Below are 17,360 nucleotides of genomic sequence, written 5' to 3'. Positions count from 1 at the left end.
GCGTCGCAGTCGGCGACGCAGTCGCGGTCGCTGACTCAGTCGTCCGACGGCGAGGGACCGGTCCCCTCACCCGAGCCGTCGGCGACGGCCTGTGAGCCAGACTGCGACGACGCGGCGGGACTCGTCTCGCCCGACGCGGCGTCGGCTCCGCCGCCGCGTTCGCCCTGCCCGACGTCGAACCGGCCGACGAGATCGTTGAGCGACTGGGCGGACTCCGACACCTGCTGGATGTTCCGCGTGACCTCGTTTATCGCGGCGGTCTGCTCTTCGGTCGCCGCGGAGACCGTCGCCGTCTCCGAGGTGGTCTCCTCGCTCACGCTCGACACGTCGTCGACCATCGAGACGACCTCCTCGGTCGAGACGGCCTGATTCTCGGTCGCCTGCGAAATCTCCTCGACGCCGTGTTCGGCCTCCCGAATCGCCCCGGAGATGTGGTCGAACATCTCGATGGCGTCGCCGATGGTCTCGGAGCCGCTCTCGACGCTGTCCTGCATGGACTGCATGTCGTCGACCGTGCCGTCGGCGCTCTCGCGCACCTCGTCGATTCGGGACTCGACCTCGTCTGTGGCCTGACTGGCCTCCTTGGCGAGCGCCTTGATTTCGTTGGCGACGACGGCGAAGCCCTCGCCGGCCTCGCCCGCGCGGGCGGCCTCGATGGAGGCGTTGAGCGCGAGCAGGTCCGTCTGCTCCGCGATGTCGTTGATGAGCTGGACGATTTCGTTGATTTCGCCCACCTGCTCGCCGAGGGCTTCGACCCGCTCGACGGCCTCGTCGGCCTCGGTCTCGATGGTCGATATCTCGTCTGTCGCCTCCGCGGCGTGCTCGCGCCCCTCGTCGGCGAGCGACACGGCCTCGTTGGCGGACTGGACGACGCCGTCGGCGGAGGCGGCGACCTCCTCGATGGTCGCAGAGAGGTCGTTCATCTCGTCGGCGACCGTCTGGAGCCGCTCGGTCTGCTGTTCCGCGCCGTGGGCGATCTCCTCGACCGACCGCGCGGTCTCCTGACTCGCGGACTCGATTTCCTTCGCGCTCGACACCGTCTCGTTGCTCACCGCCGCGAACTCGTCGGCGACGGACTGCACCTCGACGAAGCCGTCCTGGAGCTTCTGAATCCCGGTGTCGAGGTCGGACATGATGGCGCCGAACTCGCCGGGGAGGTCGGTCCGCAGGTCTTGGTCGAGGTTGCCGTCGCCGAGTTCCGTCCCCGCGGTTCGGAGCGCCGAGACCTGCCGTTGGAGGTTCTCCTGCATGTCGTCGAACGCTTCGACGAGTTCGCCGAGTTCGTCGTCGTTGGCGTCGATATCCTCGCTGTCGTCGAACCGCCCGCGGGCGAGCGACTGGGCGCGGTCACGGAGCGCCTCGATCGGCTCCGAGAAGTACCGCGCGGCGACGTAGCCGACGCCGACGACGACCACGATGATGCCGACCATCAACAGCAGGATGATGTTCCGAGAGGTGTCTGCGCGGTCGTTCATCGCCTGTCCGAGCTGTTCGACCGGCCCCGTCACGTCGGACTCGGGGACGGTCGCAACGAGTTTGTACTGCCCGTTGCCGAAGTGGAGCGGTGCGTACCCGACGAAGTACCGGGCCGAGTCACCGCTTTCGCCGGCCGTCTCGTAGGTGGTGAGGCCGCGCTGGACGAGACCGGCAGAGAGGTTCTCGGCGACTTCGCCTTCGACGGTTCCGAGCGACTCCTTCGGGTCAGTCAGAAGCGCACCCCCTTCGCTCACGATGCTCATGTGGCCGGTTTCGCCGACCGTGATGTCGTCGATGAGCACGTTGAGGAGGTCGAAGTTGAACTGGAGCGTGATGGTCCCCGTGAGCTCGTTCCCGTGGTAGACCGGCGCGGTGACGTAGACCGTGGTCCCGTCGTCGGTCGGTACCACCTCACTGACTTGGATTTCGCCTTCCTGAAGCCTGGCCGCGCTCTCGAACCACGCCTCGTCCGCGAACGAGGTGTCGGCCACCGACTCGGTGGCGATGCCGTCGTCTGTGCGCGTCGCTTGGACGATTCCCTGTCCGTTCTCGTCGGTGAAAAGCACCTCGTCGTAGGCGGGGCGCTCCTCGCCGTCGATGGTCACGGCGCGGGTTTCGAGGTAGCTCCGGAACGAGTCGTTAATCTGGCCGCGGGCGTCGACGACGGCGGCCGTCTGCAACTCGTAGTAGTAGACGCTCGGCGCGAGCACCCAGTCGAAGTCCTCGTGGTAGGCGTACGCGACGAACTTCTCCTCGACGGGGTTGCCCTCCTGAGTGGTGTCTTCCCACTCGTACTCGACGATGCCCCACTCCTCGCCGTCGCGGACGGCGGGGTTGGACTCGATTTCGGATGGGACCTGATTGAACGCCGCTATCTCGGCGTCGTCGACGGCGTTGACCCCGTCGTCGAGGCTGTGGTGGACGACGAAGTCGAGGTCGCCGTTCAGGACGAACGCGTAGCCGGTCGACCCGACGTAGCCCGGTCGGAACGCGTCGGAGAGCGTCCCGCCCTGTTGAACGCCGCTTCCCGCCGTGCCGGCGATTCGCGCCTCGACTCGGTCTTTCACCTGTTGTTGCTGCGCCGGCGTGAGGTCCTCCCAGTCCTGTCCGCCGTACTGGTTCGCGAGCACCGTCTGTTTCGTGGTCTCGACGGTGGCCCGCATCTGGAGCGCCATGTACCCCAACTGCGCTTGACTCTGTTCTTGGACGAGTTCCATCTCGCCGGCGCGGGCGGCCTCGTAGTTCTGCACCGGTGCCGAGTTCGCCAGCGCGAGGGCGTCGATTCGGCGGGCGTCGAGCAGGTTCTGGATCTCCTCTTGCCGGGCGGCGACGGTGTGGTTCAGGTCGCCGGTGATCTGCGATTCGAGCGTCGCCTCGCTTTGGTCTTGTGCATAGTTCCCAATGCTATTCATTCCCTGAACGCCTGCGACCCCGACGATCGCCACGGGAATCAACGAGATGGCGAGACAGAGTGCGATAAGTTTCGTTCGTATCTTCATGATTTGGATGATGTCGGCAGTCCACGGTGTCCCCCAATACGCGCCAAACACCCCGGAAGTAGCCGAATCGCTCTGAATCTAGCTCTGCCTGAACGACCGTATAAAACTCACGCGCCAATTATTATCTTCGATATTCGAACGCCGAACCGATTCGGGACGACGCAGACTAACGGGTCGATGCTCACTCGGTATTGCAGTAATCGCTCAATAAATTTCGAACGGTTGTCACGAAATAGCAAACGTTGCGAACACGGGGAACCCCGCGCCGCCACCGCTGACTCTACCGCGGCGTCTCGGTCCCCCACTTATCGAGGGCGACCGCGAGTTCGGGCGTCTCCTCGGCGGCCTCGGTGATAGAGCGCCCCTCGACGTAGGCGTCGATGGCCGACCGAAGGGCCACCGCGCCCGAGCGGGTGCCGTCGGGATGGCCGTGGATGCCGCCGCCGAGTTGAACGCAGACGTTCGTCCCCGTGGCGTCGAGCAGGTCGGGAAGCAGGCCGGGGTGGAGGCCGCCCGAGGCGACCGGTAGCACGTCGGTCGTCCCGTAGAGGTCGCCCGCGAGCCACCCGTTGATGCCGACGGTGTCCTCGTTGGCGAGCTTGCCGAGGCCGGCGGTGCCGGTGTGGAGCTGGTCGACGCCGCAGAGGCGGCTTATCTGCGCGAGCACCCGCATCGAGACGCCGTGGGCCGGCAGGCGGTCGAAGGCGGCGTGCATCGCGCGGTGGGCGTGGATGGCGAGGCCGTGTTTCTCGGTGCGCTCGCGGACGGTCTGGAGGCCCGCCCAGCCCGCGGTGATGATGTCGACCATGACGTACTCGCCGCCCTGCGCGGCCACCTCGTCCACTCGGTCGAGCATCGTCCGGGTGTCGGCGGTGACGTTGATGAGGTAGGACTTCGTCTCGCCCGTCTCGTCTTCGGCGTCGTCGCGGAGCGACAGCGACTCGGTCAGGCGGTCGGAGAAGGGGTTGAACGCCTGGTCGGTCAGGTTCTCGTCGTCCTTCAGGAGGTCGACGCCGCCGACCCACGCGTCGTAGCCGACCTGCGCGTGCGCGGCCGTCGAGAGGCCGACTTTCGGCTTGGGAACCGTCGCCGTGATGGGGCGGTCGGTGACGCCGAATATCTCCTCGCGGACCGACGACCCGTACAGCGGGCCGGGGTACGCCGAGACGACCGACTCGGGCCACTCGCAGTCGAGGAGGCGAATCGTGTCGACCGCCTTCATGCCCATGATGTTGCCGGCGATGCACGACAGCACCTGCGGCATGTTGCCGGGTTCGAACAGCCCGGCGGGGTAGGCGACTCTGATGAGGTCGCCGTCGATGTCGAACGTCGTCGCGCCCATGTCGGTGAAATCCGCGCCGGTCTGGAGGGCCGCCCACGTGCCGTTGGAGGACTCAGAGGCCACGCGACTCGCCGCCGCCTCCGTCGACATCCCCGTCGCGGGGTCGATGCGGAAGGTGCAGACGAGGTCCTCGTCGGTCGGTTCGTAGTCGAGGTCGAGGAAGTCTTCGTACGTGATACCCATAGCCTCGCCTACGCTCCCGCGAAGCTTAAAACGGCATCCCGAAGCGACTTTGGCCCCTCGACGCGAAGGGAAACGGTTCGGTGCGGGGCGACGTCATCACGGGAGCGACACCGGCCGGACCTCCGCTTCAGGGCGACAGCAGCGCCCGGACCTCGCGGAACTCGGGCACGTCGGCGTCGAGGGCGGCACAGAGCGCGTCGGCCGCGCCCAGCAACCACTCGGCGCGCTCCACGCGGGACTCCACGTCGCCCGGGCCGATTCGGTAGCGCTCGACGAGTTCCTCGATGTCCGAGCCCTCGGTCCACTCGTGGAGGATGCGGGCGGTCTTGACCGCCGTCAGCCACTCCTCGAAGGGGTCGGCGTCGTGCATCGCGGTGGTGAACTCCGCGGCGTGACTCCGGGCGTACTGATACATCTGCGCCCGCTCTTGGTTGCCGAGGTAGGTGTCGTGCATGTCGGGCGTGTCGCAGACGACTTCGAGGGCGGTCCGGGCGGTGACGCGGTCGTCGGCCATCGTCTCGATGGTTCGGATGCCCGAGACGATGCGCGCCCCGGTCGTCGGCGAGACGTACTGCCTGGAGGTCTGCGCGCCCAGCGTCGTCGCCGACAGCGTCTCCCCCGTCACGTCGAGGAGCTCCATCGCTTCGAGGTCCGAGACCACCTCGGCGACGAGTTCCGCGAGGTCCACGTTCGGGTTCTGGTGGGCGTAGTAGGTCGCCGAAAACACGTCGGCGACGCCGTCGAGGCTGTCGGCGAACCCGGAGGCGACGACCGAGAGGACGTGCGTCCGGAGCGCCTCGGGGTCGGCGAACTGCGAGTCGACGGCCTCCGCGTCGGCGGTGACGTAGCGGTCGAACAGTTCCGCCTTCGTGTCCGCGTCGCCGACGAGGACGGCCTCGCCGAACGGGTCGAGGTGCGGGCGACCGGCGCGGCCGCACATCTGGTGCACGTCGAGGACTGGAATCCATTCCATCGCGTCGCCGGTGTAGCGCTTCTGGTCGCGGATGACGACCCGGCGAGCGGGGACGTTCACCCCGGCGGCGAGCGTCGGCGTCGCGCAGATGACCGCGAGCCGGCGGTCCCGAAACGCGTTCTCGACGGCGACGCGGTGGGCGCTCCGCAGGCCGGCGTGGTGGAAGCCGACGCCGGTTCGGGCGCACTCCGAGAGCTGTCGGCCGGTCGCGGTCCCCCCGAGTTCGTCGAGTTCGTCGCCGAGGGCGGGCGCGGGCGAGAGGTCCTCGTCGGCGAGGCGGTCGGCGAGCGCCTCGGCCTCGCGGCGCGACCGGACGAACGCGAGGCACTGTCCGCCGGTCTCGACCGCGTCTTCGACGAGCGCGACGGTCGCCTCGGTCGCCTCGTCGTCGTTCGGGCCGGTCGGGGGAACGACCACGTCGAGGTCGGTGCCGTCGTCGAACTCGACGGACTCGTCGGCGTAGACGCCGGTGCGGAGCGAGACGGGTCGCCACGCGCTCTCGACGAGTTCCGCGTCGAGCCAGTCGGCGATGGCCTCGGGGTTGTCCACGGTCGCCGAGAGGGCGACCAGTTGGAGGTCGGGGACGCGGCGCTGGAGCGTCGAAAGCGTGACTTCGAGCGTCGGCCCGCGCCCCGGCGCGCCGAGGAGGTGGACCTCGTCGACGACGACGCACGCGAGGCGTTCGACCCACGGCGCGCCGTTTCGAATCGCGGAGTCGACTTTCTCGCTCGTGGCGACGACGATGTCGTGGTCGCCGAGCTCCTCTTCGGCCGCGTCGAAGTCGCCGGTTGAGATACCGACGCTCACGCCGGGGAGTTGGTCGAACGTCTCGTACTTCTCGCGGGCGAGCGCGCGGAGCGGGACGATGTACAGCGCCGGCCCGTCGGCGGTGAGCATGGCGAGTTCCGCGATGAACGTCTTGCCGCTGGCGGTCGGAATGGCGGCGACGACGCGGCCGCCCGCCGCGACGCCGGCCTCGACGGCGGCGGCCTGCGGCGGATACAGCTCCTCGATACCGTTCGACTCGTAGTGGGAGACGAGGGCCGCCGACAGCGGGAGGTCGCGCACGCGCATCTGTGACAGTTCTCGTGACGGACTCACATAAGTATCTTCGCCGACGGGAGTTCATCGGCCACCGGTCGGCCCGGCGTTCGGGCGGCGAGAACCCGGCGTGAAGGCGACCGACGACGGCCGATGGACGTGATACGAGAGTCGGAACTCTCGGGGCGATGCGGTGATGAAAAATCGAGGTCGTCATCGGCCGCGTGGTGGCCGATTATCGCGGAATCGGCTCGTGGTTCGTTACGCGTCGGGACCGGACCACCGCTGGAGGGTCGCGGAACTCGACCCCGCTTCGTCGGTCCAGACGATGCGGACGGTCTGGTCGGAGAGTGTTTCGCTGGCGCCGGAGGGCAAGATTGTGACCGTGGTTCCCGCCGTCACGTCGGTTTGCGTGTCTCCGTTCAGCCCGGTCCAAGTTCGGCTCTCTGATGCATTAGTGGCATCCGCTTCGGCAGTGCCGTAGATGCTGACGCCCGTCGTGATGTTCAGCTGGTCCGAGTCGATTGCGCCACCGCTCTCGTGGGTGATGTTGAGGTAATCTGCGCTACTCTGGTTGTAGTCGAAACTGAAGCTCGCCTGCGGAGCGGTCGCGGTCTGCTCGCCCAGTCCCAACACGAACGTCCCGATGACGGCCGCGAGGATGACGGTAATCGCGACCATCAGAATCACACCGATGACCGGCGACACCGCGTCGTCGTCTGCGAATAGTTGTTTGAGTTTCATGGTTTGTATGTCGTATACATACGCGGTTTATCCGCGGAAGTCCCACCCGGAAAGCGGTATGTATGGTTACTACATTGGCCGTCGGGAACATAAATCTAACCTAGTAAACAACAACAAAAATCACGTTCAGCTCTAGCACACTGTTCAGTCAAGAATCACGAAAGCAGGCGACTTCGGTGCGTCGCCCCGAAAAATCAGTCGCCGCGGGGGGCTCAGATGTAGTCGTGTTCGGCGAGGCGCTCGACGGCCTCGCGGAGTCGCTCTTCGCTCGCGGCGTAGGAGATGCGGGCGTAGCCCGGCGCGTTGAACGCGCTGCCGGGGACGGTCGCGACCTTCGCGTCCTGAATCGCGCCCTCGCACCACGCCTGGTCGTCGTCGTCGACGGGGAGCATCATGTAGAACGCGCCCTTCGGGACGGCCACGTCAACGCCGTGTTCGGCCAAGAGGTCCACGAGCATGTCGCGGCGGTTCTCGAACGCCTGGCGCATCTCCTCGACGTCGTCGTCGGTGCGCTCCGAGAGCGCCTCGACGCCGGCGTGCTGGACGAAGTTCACGGCGCAGGAGACCGAATGCGAGTGGAGCTTGCCGGCCTGCGCGATGAGGTCCGACGGGGCGTGGAGGTAGCCGAGCCGCCAGCCGGTCATCGAGAACGCCTTCGAGAAGCCGTTGATGGTGATGGTGCGGTCTTCCATCCCGTCGAGGGAGCCGAGCGAGGTGTGCTCGAAGCCGTCGTAGACGATGCGCTCGTAAATCTCGTCGGAGATGACGGCGAAGTCGTGTTCGACCGCGAGGTCGCGGACGCCTTCGAGCGCCGCGTCGGAGAACACGCCGCCGGTCGGGTTCGACGGGGAGTTGACGACGAGGAGCTTCGTCTCGTCGGAGACCGTCTCGGCGAGTTCGTCGAGCGCGGGTTCGAGCCTGAAGTCGTGCTGCGCGAGGTCGACGCGGCTGAGCGTGCCGCCGGCGAGCTTGACCATCGCCTCGTAGGAGACCCACGCGGGGTCGAGGAGAACGACCTCGTCGCCGTCGTCGACGAGCGTCTGGAACGTCTCGAACAGCGCCTGCTTGCCGCCGGGCGTGACGATGACCTCGTCGGCCTCGGCGTCGACGCCGTTCCCGCGGAGCTTCGCCGCGATTGCTTCCTTGAGTTCCGGAATCCCGTTCGACGAGGTGTAGCTCGTGTGTCCCGCGTCGAGCGCGTCCTTCGCCGCCTGCGTGATGTTGTCCGGGGTGGGGAAGTCCGGCGCGCCGACCGAGAGGTCGACCACGTCTTCGCCCTGCGCTTCCAGTTCGCTCGCGAGGTTCGAGATGGCGAGCGTCGCGCTCGGTTCGACGCGGCCGACTCGGTCGCTGAAATCGAAGTTCATGCCAACGCCTCCACCATATCGGTCGCGGCGTAAACCGCTTCCGCACCTTTGCTGACGCGCTCGCGGGCCTCAGCCCCGCTCATCCCGGGGCCGGAGACGCCGAACGCGACGGGTTTGTCGCGGTCCAACGAGACCTCTGTCAGCGACTTCGCGGTCGCGTCGGCGATGACGCGGTCGTGGTCGGTGTCGCCGGTGACGATTGCGCCGATGACCGCGACGGCGTCGACGTCGTCGCGGCGGGCGAGTCGGTCGGCCGCGAGCGGCGAGTCGTACGCGCCGGGGACCTGAATCGTTTCGACGACCTCCGCGTCGCGCTCGGCGGCCGCGTCGCGGGCCGCCTCCTCCATCTGCTCCGTGACCGACGAGTTGAATCGGGCCACGACGAGTCCGAGAGAGACCATGGCCGACCCTTCCCGTCTCGGATAAAAGAACTACCGACACCGACCGAATTTGGCCCCGGCGACGGCCAAGCACAAAAGTTGTATTGACGGCGTGGCGATGGGTGGGCATGAGTACTGACAGTGGGACCGAGACGGTCGCTCGGTCCCGTGCCCTCCTGGCGGTTTTCGGCGTGGCGGTCCTCGCCCTCCTCGTCCGCCTCGTCGACCTCGGCGGCCGCATCTTCCACTGGGACGAAGGCCGCGTCGGCTACTGGATTCTGCGCTATCACGAGACCGGCGAGTTCTCCTACCGGCCCATCATCCACGGCCCGTTTCTCCCCGTCGTCAACGACTACCTCTTTGCGGTCCTGCCGGCGACGGACTTCACGGCTCGGCTCCCGGTCGCCGTCGTCGGCGGCCTGCTCCCGCTTTCGGTCTGGCTGTTCCGCGAGCACCTCCGCCGCGACGAGATGGTCGCGCTCGCGGTCTTCCTCGCGGCGAACCCGATTTTGGTCTACTACTCGCGGTTCATGCGCAACGACGTGCTCGTGGCCGCCTTCTCGTTCGTCGCGCTCGGCTTCGTCGTCCGCGCGTACGACACCGGCCGCCTCGCGTACCTCATCCCCGCGGGCGTCTCCTTTGCGACCGGGTCGGCGACGAAGGAGAACTACGTCGTCTACCTCGCGTGTTTCCTCGGGGCGGCGTTCCTCGTCTTCGACCACCGACTGCTCGCCCGCACCTCGGCCGGCGAGTCAGCCCGCGACATCCTCTTTTCGGAGTTGCCGGCGAGCCTCCGCGACCGACTCCGCGCACGCGGGGCCGGCAGTCTCGGCTACGGCGCGGTTCGATACGCCGCGGGCGTCCTCGGCGGCCTGCTCGCGTTCCTCGTCGTCTTCGTCTTCTTCTACGCGCCGCGGCCCGACCTCTGGAACGCGCTCGGCGGCTCCACCGCGGTCCTCCCGGTTCTCGAAGCCGGGACCGTCGGCGCGGCCTCCGAGATGGTTGGCAGTTGGCTCGGCGGGAGCCACCAGTCTCACGAGTACCTCCCGTATCTGAAGGACTTCCTCGAAACGTTCGTCTACGGCGCGCCGGTGCTCATCGTCTTCGCGCTCGTCGGCGTCGTCGTGGACCGCTACGGCGTCGTCGCCGGTCGAATCCGGTGGCTCGTCGCCTTCGCCACCTACTGGGGCGTCGTGAGCATCTTCGGCTACCCGCTGGCGACCGACATCCAAGCGCCGTGGGTCGTCGTCCACGCGGTCGTCCCGCTCGCGGTCCCCGCCGCGGTCGGCGCGGCGTTCGTCTTCCGCTCCGGCGTGCGGGCGCTCGATAGCAAAGACGCGGTCGGCGTCGGCCTCGCGGCGCTCGTCCTCGTCGCCTCGGTCGGCGGCGTCGCGGCCGCGAACGTCGACTACTGGAACGCCTCGACCGACGAGGACAGCGAGGTGCTCCAGTGGGCGCAACCCGCGAACGACTTACAGGCCACGCTCGACGACGTCGAGCGCGTGTCGGCCGCCAACTCCGGGACGGACGTGCTCCTCTACGGCACGCACCCGCCGGACAGCGACGAGACGCACTTCTACGTCACAAACGAGTCGGACCCCCTCGGCGGGCCGTCGTGGCACAGTCGCCTCCCGCTCCCGTGGTACTTCGAGGGCGCGGACGTCGAGCGCACCAGTAGCGCGCCCGACGCGAACGTCTCCGAGGTGACCGCCGACGCGCCGCCGGTCGTCGTCGCCTACGAGTGGGACCGCGCCGAACTCGAACCCGAACTCGACGGCTACGTCGCGCGCCAGCACGCCTTCAAACTCTGGAGCGAGGACGTGGTCGTGTTCATCGACGAGGACGCCCTCGACGCCGCGAACGAGACGCGGGGCTGACGCCGGACAGCGGCGTTCGACCGCCCCGATTTTCCCTCGCGTTCGACGGGGGTGAGCGCCGCGAGCGCCCGGCGCGTTCGGCGTCGGTCCTGCCCCATTCTATCCACGCTCATGCATATCTGGACACCGAATGTGGCAACGTTTATGCACCGACGTACTGAACCCGCGACTGTGACCGTCACCGTACCCGGACCCACGCTCGGCGTCGTCGGTGGGGGCCAGCTCGGGCGCATGCTCGGCGAGGCCGCCGCACCGCTCGGCGTCGATATCGTCGTGCTCGACCCGACACCAGACTGCCCGGCGTCGGCCGTCGCCGACCAGATCGTCGGCGACTTCGACGACCCCGAGGCGATGGCGGAACTCGCCGCGCGGGCCGACGCGCTGACGTTCGAAATCGAACTCGCCGACCCCGACCTGCTCGACGAGTTGGCCGCCGAGGAGGGAATCGCGGTCCACCCCTCGCCCGACGCGCTGCGGACCATCGAGGACAAACTGGTCCAGAAGGACACCTTCGGCGAGGCGGGCATCCCGATTCCGCCGTTCCACCGCGTCGACGACGCGGCCGACCTCCGCGACGCGCTCGACGAGTTCGGCTCGGTCATGCTGAAAGCCCGAACCGGCGGCTACGACGGCCGCGGGAACGTCCCCGTCACCGACCCCGAGGACGCCGAGGCCGCAATCGAGGAGGTCGGCGGCCCGGCGATGGCCGAGGCGTTCGTCGACTTCGAGCGCGAACTGTCGGTCATCGGCGTCCGCGGCGAAGACGAGATTCGGACGTTCCCCGTGGGCGAGAACGTCCACGAGGAGGAGATTCTCCGCGAGACGGTCGTCCCGGCGCGGACGACCGACGAGGTGCGCGAGGAGGCCGACCGCGTCGCCCGCGAGGTGCTTTCGCATCTCCCCGGTCGCGGCGTCTTCGGCATCGAACTGTTCGAGACCGCCGCGGGCGACGTGCTCGTCAACGAGGTCGCGCCGCGCCCGCACAACTCCGGCCACTGGACCATCGAGGGCGCGCTCTCCTCGCAGTTCGAACAGCACGTCCGCGCGGTCCTCGGGTGGCCCCTCGGCGCGACGACCCGCCGGTCGCCCACCGTGATGGCGAACGTCCTCGGCACGGTCGACGAGAGCCAGCCGGCGCGGCTCGGCGGTCTCGATGACGCCCTCGCCGAGTCCGGCGTCTCGCTACACTGGTACGGCAAAGACGAGGTTCGGCCCCTGCGAAAGATGGGCCACCTCACCGCCGTCGGCGACGACGACAACCTCGAAACGCTTCTCTCACGCGCACGCGAGCTCCGCGACGGACTGCACTTCGACTGACCGACGACCGACCACGACACTACTGGACCTATGACGACAGAACGGGACCTCATCGACGAACTGCACGCACAGGCCGACGCCGACCGCGACCCCGAGACGACGCCCGACGTGGGCATCATCATGGGGTCTGACTCCGACCTCGACGTGATGTCCGGCGCGCACGAGGCGCTGGACACGCTCGGGTTCGGCGAGCAGACGGACTTCGACGCGCCGCCCGAGGAGCGGTTCACCTACGAGACGTACGTCGTCTCCGCGCACCGGACGCCCGACCTGATGTACGCCTACGGCGACACCGCGCGCGACCGCGGCGTCGAGGTCATCATCGCCGGCGCGGGCGGCAAGTCCGCGGACCTGCCGAACATGACCGCCTCCATCGCGTACCCGATTCCGGTCGTCGGCGTCCCCGTCCAGGAGAAGTCGGTCGACTCGGTCATCGGGATGCCGACGGGCGCGCCCATCGTCGCGGTCGACGCCGGCAAGTCGTTCAACGCGGCGCTGTCGGCGGTACAGGCCCTGTCCCGCGGTCACCCCGAACTCGAAGACCGGCTCGTCGAGTACCACGAGGAACTCGTTTCCGACGTGGCCGAGACCTCGGCCGCGCTCCACGACCTCGGGGTCGCCGGCTTCCGCGAGTCGCGGTAGCGGGCCGCGTTTCGCTGCCGGTCGCCACCCGGCCGTTTCCGCGTCTGTGGGGTCGCTATCGGCGTCGAAACCCCGCCCGTGCGGGGTTCCGGGCGTCTCTCGCGTATTTTCCAAATAGAAGCCCTCTCGCGCCCGAAACACACAAATCAATGTTTATAGGGGAGCGCTTCTAACCGCCGCACGTCAGGGAGACACGGCATGAGTGATTGGATTGCAATCGGTGCGATGGGCCTGGTCGGTGTCGGCATACCGCTCGCGATGATGGCGGTGTCGGCGCTGCTTCGCCCAAGCGTACCGGAACAAGGAAAGAGTGCCACGTACGAGAGTGGTGAGGTGCCGACAGGCACGGCGCGCGTCCAGTTTAACATTCAGTACTACATGGTCGCGCTGCTGTTCCTCGTGTTCGACATCGAGACCGTCCTGATTTTCCCGTGGACGGTCATTTACCGCTCGGCCCTCGAACAGGGCGCGTCGCTGGCGACGATTCTGACGCCGATGCTCGTTTTCATCGGTGTCCTCGTCGTCGGCCTCGTCTGGGCGTGGCGCAACGGCGCTGTCAAGTGGGTCAAAAGCCCGCAGGCCAGTCGTCGTAAGACAGAGAGGCAAGATGCATGAGTAGCGAACAGAAGCCATTCGTCACGGACGATACACAGGTACAGACCGAGACTCGCGACGCCCGTATGGCGGGGGCGGACGACCGGTTCAACTCGAAGCTTCGGGAGGCGTTCGGCTCGTCACCGTTCATCCTCACGAAGTTCGACAGCTTTATGAATTGGGTCCGCGGGTCCTCGATGTTCATGCTGCAGTTCGGTATCGCCTGCTGCAGCATCGAGATGATGCACACCTACGCGATCAAACACGACCTGGACCGGTTCGCGGCGGGTGTGCCGCGCGCGTCGCCGCGACAGGCCGACGTGATTATCGTGCCGGGGACGATTGTCTCGAAGTTCGCCCCGCGCATGAAGCGCGTCTACGACCAGATGCCCGAACCGAAGTTCGTCGTCGGGATGGGGTCGTGTACGATTTCCGGCGGCCCGTTCCAGGAGGGCTACAACGTCATCAAGGGCGCAGAGGAGGTCATCCCGGTGGACATCCACATCCCCGGCTGCCCGCCGCGCCCGGAGGCGCTCATCTACGGGATCGCCAAGCTCCAAGAGCGCATCGCGAACGGCGAGTCCAGTCCGGTGACGGTCAAGCCGTACGAACTGGAGCAGTTCGGCGACCTCGAACGCGACGAAATCGTCGACAAACTCGCCGCGCAGATCGACGAAGACGACCTCGTCATGCGGTACAACTGGGCTGATTCGCCATGAGTCTCGAAGAGCAGCAGTCCGACGAGCCCGCGGAACTCGAATCGGGCGTCAGTCGCGGCGACGAACTCGCCGACCTGCTCGGCGACCTCGTCGTCGGCCGCGAAGAGCACATGAACGCGCCCGGCCTCGTCATCCGACCCGACGAGGTCCAAGACGCGCTGTTCAAGCTCCGCGACGAGGCCGGTTTCGACCACCTCTCGTGTGTGACCGCACAGGAGTACGAGGACCGCTACGAGTCCATCTACCACCTGACGAAGTTCGACGACCGGACCGACGAGGTCTCGGTCGTCGTGCCCACGTCGAAGGACAACCCGGTCAGCCAGACCGCCGAACCGGTCTACCGGACGGCCGACTGGCACGAGCGGGAGGCGTACGACCTCGTCGGCATCCAGTACGAAGACCACCCGGACCTGCGTCGCATCCTGCTTCCGGACACGTGGCAGGGCCACCCGCTCGGGCTGGACTACGACCAGGACCGCCCGCAGATAGCGACCCTCCGCGAGCACGCGAACCCGCTCGAAGAGGACCACCGCGCCGGGGACAGCAACACGATGTACATCAACATCGGTCCCCACCACCCGGCGACCCACGGCGTGCTGCACGTCGAGACGGTCGTCGACGGCGAGCAGGTCGTCGACCTCGACGCCGACATCGGCTACCTCCACCGCTGCGAGGAGCAGATGTGTCAGCAGGGGACCTACCGGCACCAGATTATGCCGTACCCCGACCGCTGGGACTACATCTCGGCCGGCCTCCTCAACGAGTGGGCCTACGCCCGCACCGCGGAGGACCTCGCGGACATCGAGGTTCCCGAGTACGCCCAGATCATCCGCACGATGGGCGCGGAACTGTGCCGCATCGCGTCGCACATGATCGCGCTCGGCACGTTCGCGCTGGACGTGTACGGCGACTTCACGGCCATCTTCATGTACGCCATGCGGGACCGCGAAATCGTCCAGAACATCCTCGAAGACCTCACCGGTCAGCGCATGATGTTCAACTACTTCCGGCTCGGCGGCGTCGTCTGGGACCTCCCCGAACCCCGCGAGGAGTTCTTCGAGAAGGTTCGCGACTTCCTCGACGGGCTTCCGCAGGCGCTTGAGGAGTACCACGACATGATCACCTCGAACGAGATTTTGCAGGCCCGTACGGTCGGCACGGGCGTCCTGCCGCCGGAAGTCGCAAAGGGCTACGGCGCGACCGGCCCGGTCGCCCGCGGCTCCGGAATCGACTACGACCTCCGCCGCGACGACTCCTACGGCTACTACGACGAACTCGACTGGGACGTCGTCGTCGAGGACGGCTGCGACAACTTCTCGCGCCTGCTCGTGCGCATGCGCGAAGTCGAGGAGTCGGCCAAGATCATCCAGCAGTGCGTCGACCTGCTCGAAGACTGGCCCGAAGACGAGCGGAACATCCAGGCCAACGTTCCGCGCACGCTCAAACCCGAAGAGGACACGGAAATCTACCGCGCCGTCGAGGGTGCGAAGGGCGAACTCGGCATCTACATCCGCGCCGACGGCACCGACAAGCCGGCCCGCTTCAAGATTCGCAGCCCGTGTTTCTCGAACCTGCAGACGCTCCCCGAGATGTCCGAGGGTGAGTACATCCCGGACATGATTGCCTCGCTCGGCAGTCTCGACATCGTCCTCGGAGAGGTGGACCGGTAATGAGTCTGCAGGCAGTCCTTCCGGACACGGTCAGCGGCCTCCTCGGCCTCGAAGGCGTCCTCGGTGACGTCGTCGGCGGACTCGTCGGCGCGTTCCTCGTCGCCAACATCATGCTCATCATGACGGCGTTCGCCGGGCCGTGGGCCAAGCGGAAGATCACGGCCGCCTTCGGTGACCGCATCGCGGTCAACCGAATCGGTCCGTTCGGCCTCCTGACCATCGTCACGGACGCCGTCCGACTGCTGTCGAAGGAACTCATCGTTCCCGAGGGCGTCGACCGTCCCGCGTGGGACCTCGCGCCGATGGTCATCCCCTTCTCCGCGCTGCTCGGATTCGCCGTCATCCCGATGGGGAACGGCATCCAGCTCGCTGACCCCGAGACCGGTCTCGCGTTCGCCTTCGCCGCGGCGTCCATCGCCTCGCTGGGCATCGTCATGACCGGCTACGCATCGAACAACAAGTTCTCGCTCATCGGCGCGCTCCGCGCCGTCGCGGCCAACATCGCCTACGAGATTCCGCTCGTCGTCACGGCGGCCTCGGTCGTCATCTTCGCCGGGACGCTCCGCATGAGCGAAATCGTCGCCGTGCAGGCCGAACCGCTGCTTTCGGTCGCCGGCGTGACGATTCCGACGTGGTTCGCGTTCGTCAACCCCTTCGCGTTCGCGCTGTTCGTCATCGCGAACCTCGCGGAGGTCGGCCGCAACCCGTTCGACATCCCCGAAGCGCCGACCGAAATCGTCGCCGGGTACCAGACCGAGTACTCCTCGGTCTACTTCGTGCTCATCTACCTCGGTGAGTTCATCCACATCTTCCTCGGCGGCGCTATCGCGGCGACCCTGTTCCTCGGCGGTCCGGCGGGCCCGGTCCTGCCCGGGTTCGTCTGGTTCACCATCAAAATCTGGGCGTTCTTCCTGTTCACCCAGTGGGCGCGCTCCGCGGTGCCGCGCCTTCGCGTCGATCAGTTCCTCGAAATCGGTTGGAAGGGGATGCTCGTGCTCTCCTTCGCCAACCTGGTTCTCACGGCCATCATCGTGGGGGTGATTGCATGATCGGAATCCTGAAAGGCATGGCAGTGACGCTGAAGCACGCGCTCGACGGGCAGACGTTCACGGTCGAGTACCCCGAGACCGCGCCCGAAGTGAGCCCGCGTTTCCGCGGCGTCCACAAGTTCAGCCAAGAGCGGTGTATCTGGTGTCGCCAGTGTGAGAACGTCTGTCCGAACGACACGATTCAGATCGTTCAGGACGACCAGCGCAACGGCGAGCAGTACAACCTCCACATCGGCCAGTGTATCTACTGCCGGCTGTGCGAGGAGGTCTGCCCCGTCGACGCCATCCTGCTCACGCAGAACTTCGAGTTCACGGCGGACACGAAAAACGACTTCGTCTACAACAAAGAACAGCTCAAGAACGTCCCGTGGTACAAGGATATCGACCCGCTCAACTCCCGCAACCCCGACCGCAACGCGTGGGTCGGCGAGGGCGAAGGAGAGGTCGACTACCAGTAACATGACCGCGAGTGAATCGTTCGAGTCCC

The 17,360-nt window shown here is 66.9% G+C and carries 14 protein-coding genes; 8 read left to right on the top strand and 6 right to left on the bottom strand.

What is annotated here, in order from left to right:
* Positions 1-35: 35 nt before the first annotated feature.
* The 6 genes from NDI65_RS03875 to ribH form a co-directional block, all read right to left on the bottom strand.
* Positions 36-2,975, bottom strand: coding sequence for a methyl-accepting chemotaxis protein (locus NDI65_RS03875; RefSeq protein WP_310893412.1), 2,940 nt, complete (start codon positions 2,973-2,975; stop codon positions 36-38).
* Positions 2,976-3,255: 280 nt separating this feature from the next.
* Positions 3,256-4,500: a type III ribulose-bisphosphate carboxylase gene (gene rbcL / locus NDI65_RS03870; protein ID WP_089778673.1), complete on the bottom strand. Its 1,245-nt coding sequence runs from the start codon at positions 4,498-4,500 to the stop codon at positions 3,256-3,258.
* Between the two features lie 127 nt (positions 4,501-4,627).
* Positions 4,628-6,547 carry a DEAD/DEAH box helicase gene (locus NDI65_RS03865; RefSeq protein WP_089778671.1) on the bottom strand — a complete coding sequence of 640 codons (1,920 nt, stop codon included), beginning with the start codon at positions 6,545-6,547 and terminating at the stop codon, positions 4,628-4,630.
* Between the two features lie 228 nt (positions 6,548-6,775).
* Positions 6,776-7,258 carry a type IV pilin N-terminal domain-containing protein gene (locus NDI65_RS03860; RefSeq protein WP_089778669.1) on the bottom strand — a complete coding sequence of 161 codons (483 nt, stop codon included), beginning with the start codon at positions 7,256-7,258 and terminating at the stop codon, positions 6,776-6,778.
* Between the two features lie 212 nt (positions 7,259-7,470).
* The gene (locus tag NDI65_RS03855; RefSeq protein ID WP_089778667.1) at positions 7,471-8,625 is read right to left on the bottom strand and encodes a pyridoxal phosphate-dependent aminotransferase; all 1,155 of its coding nucleotides are present in this window, start codon (positions 8,623-8,625) and stop codon (positions 7,471-7,473) included.
* A complete protein-coding gene (gene ribH / locus NDI65_RS03850; protein WP_089778665.1) occupies positions 8,622-9,026 on the bottom strand; it encodes a 6,7-dimethyl-8-ribityllumazine synthase in 405 nt (134 codons plus the stop codon). Before ribH ends, NDI65_RS03855 begins: the two co-directional genes overlap by 4 nt.
* Positions 9,027-9,133: 107 nt before the next feature.
* Here ribH and NDI65_RS03845 point away from each other — a divergent pair, with 107 nt between their 5' ends.
* The 8 genes from NDI65_RS03845 (at position 9,134) to NDI65_RS03810 (ending at position 17,331) form a co-directional block, all read left to right on the top strand.
* A complete protein-coding gene (locus NDI65_RS03845; protein ID WP_089778663.1) occupies positions 9,134-10,882 on the top strand; it encodes a flippase activity-associated protein Agl23 in 1,749 nt (582 codons plus the stop codon).
* A gap of 171 nt (positions 10,883-11,053) precedes the next feature.
* Complete coding sequence (locus NDI65_RS03840; protein ID WP_310893411.1) at positions 11,054-12,199, top strand: 5-(carboxyamino)imidazole ribonucleotide synthase; 1,146 nt, start codon at positions 11,054-11,056, stop codon at positions 12,197-12,199.
* Between the two features lie 30 nt (positions 12,200-12,229).
* The gene (gene purE / locus NDI65_RS03835) at positions 12,230-12,841 is read left to right on the top strand and encodes a 5-(carboxyamino)imidazole ribonucleotide mutase (RefSeq protein WP_089778660.1); all 612 of its coding nucleotides are present in this window, start codon (positions 12,230-12,232) and stop codon (positions 12,839-12,841) included.
* Positions 12,842-13,039: 198 nt separating this feature from the next.
* Entirely contained in the window at positions 13,040-13,456 is a 417-nt protein-coding gene (locus NDI65_RS03830) for an NADH-quinone oxidoreductase subunit A (RefSeq protein WP_007274756.1), read from the top strand.
* The gene (locus tag NDI65_RS03825) at positions 13,453-14,154 is read left to right on the top strand and encodes an NADH-quinone oxidoreductase subunit B (RefSeq protein WP_089778658.1); all 702 of its coding nucleotides are present in this window, start codon (positions 13,453-13,455) and stop codon (positions 14,152-14,154) included. Before NDI65_RS03830 ends, NDI65_RS03825 begins: the two co-directional genes overlap by 4 nt.
* Entirely contained in the window at positions 14,151-15,824 is a 1,674-nt protein-coding gene (locus NDI65_RS03820) for an NADH-quinone oxidoreductase subunit D (protein ID WP_310893410.1), read from the top strand. The genes NDI65_RS03825 and NDI65_RS03820 overlap by 4 nt, the downstream gene beginning before the upstream one ends.
* Positions 15,824-16,873, top strand: coding sequence for a complex I subunit 1 family protein (locus tag NDI65_RS03815; RefSeq protein ID WP_089778654.1), 1,050 nt, complete (start codon positions 15,824-15,826; stop codon positions 16,871-16,873). The genes NDI65_RS03820 and NDI65_RS03815 overlap by 1 nt, the downstream gene beginning before the upstream one ends.
* Positions 16,870-17,331 carry an NADH-quinone oxidoreductase subunit I gene (locus NDI65_RS03810; protein ID WP_004043961.1) on the top strand — a complete coding sequence of 154 codons (462 nt, stop codon included), beginning with the start codon at positions 16,870-16,872 and terminating at the stop codon, positions 17,329-17,331. Before NDI65_RS03815 ends, NDI65_RS03810 begins: the two co-directional genes overlap by 4 nt.
* The last annotated feature ends 29 nt before the right edge of the window (positions 17,332-17,360 follow it).

The sequence above is a fragment of the Haloferax sp. S2CR25 genome, assembly GCF_031624535.1.
Classification (GTDB): domain Archaea; phylum Halobacteriota; class Halobacteria; order Halobacteriales; family Haloferacaceae; genus Haloferax; species Haloferax massiliensis.
Note: the sequence above shows the minus strand (reverse complement) of the source record. Positions and strands in the feature narration are given on the sequence as shown.

Coding starts and splice junctions, on each gene's coding strand:
- NDI65_RS03865 (WP_089778671.1), bottom strand. CDS start 6,547: ATGCGCGTGCGCGACCTCCCGCTGTCGGCGGCCCTCGTCTCCCACTAC.
- NDI65_RS03845 (WP_089778663.1), top strand. CDS start 9,134: ATGAGTACTGACAGTGGGACCGAGACGGTCGCTCGGTCCCGTGCCCTC.
- NDI65_RS03875 (WP_310893412.1), bottom strand. CDS start 2,975: ATGAAGATACGAACGAAACTTATCGCACTCTGTCTCGCCATCTCGTTG.
- NDI65_RS03810 (WP_004043961.1), top strand. CDS start 16,870: ATGATCGGAATCCTGAAAGGCATGGCAGTGACGCTGAAGCACGCGCTC.
- NDI65_RS03825 (WP_089778658.1), top strand. CDS start 13,453: ATGAGTAGCGAACAGAAGCCATTCGTCACGGACGATACACAGGTACAG.
- purE (WP_089778660.1), top strand. CDS start 12,230: ATGACGACAGAACGGGACCTCATCGACGAACTGCACGCACAGGCCGAC.
- NDI65_RS03860 (WP_089778669.1), bottom strand. CDS start 7,258: ATGAAACTCAAACAACTATTCGCAGACGACGACGCGGTGTCGCCGGTC.
- rbcL (WP_089778673.1), bottom strand. CDS start 4,500: ATGGGTATCACGTACGAAGACTTCCTCGACCTCGACTACGAACCGACC.
- NDI65_RS03855 (WP_089778667.1), bottom strand. CDS start 8,625: ATGAACTTCGATTTCAGCGACCGAGTCGGCCGCGTCGAACCGAGCGCG.
- ribH (WP_089778665.1), bottom strand. CDS start 9,026: ATGGTCTCTCTCGGACTCGTCGTGGCCCGATTCAACTCGTCGGTCACG.
- NDI65_RS03830 (WP_007274756.1), top strand. CDS start 13,040: ATGAGTGATTGGATTGCAATCGGTGCGATGGGCCTGGTCGGTGTCGGC.
- NDI65_RS03820 (WP_310893410.1), top strand. CDS start 14,151: ATGAGTCTCGAAGAGCAGCAGTCCGACGAGCCCGCGGAACTCGAATCG.
- NDI65_RS03815 (WP_089778654.1), top strand. CDS start 15,824: ATGAGTCTGCAGGCAGTCCTTCCGGACACGGTCAGCGGCCTCCTCGGC.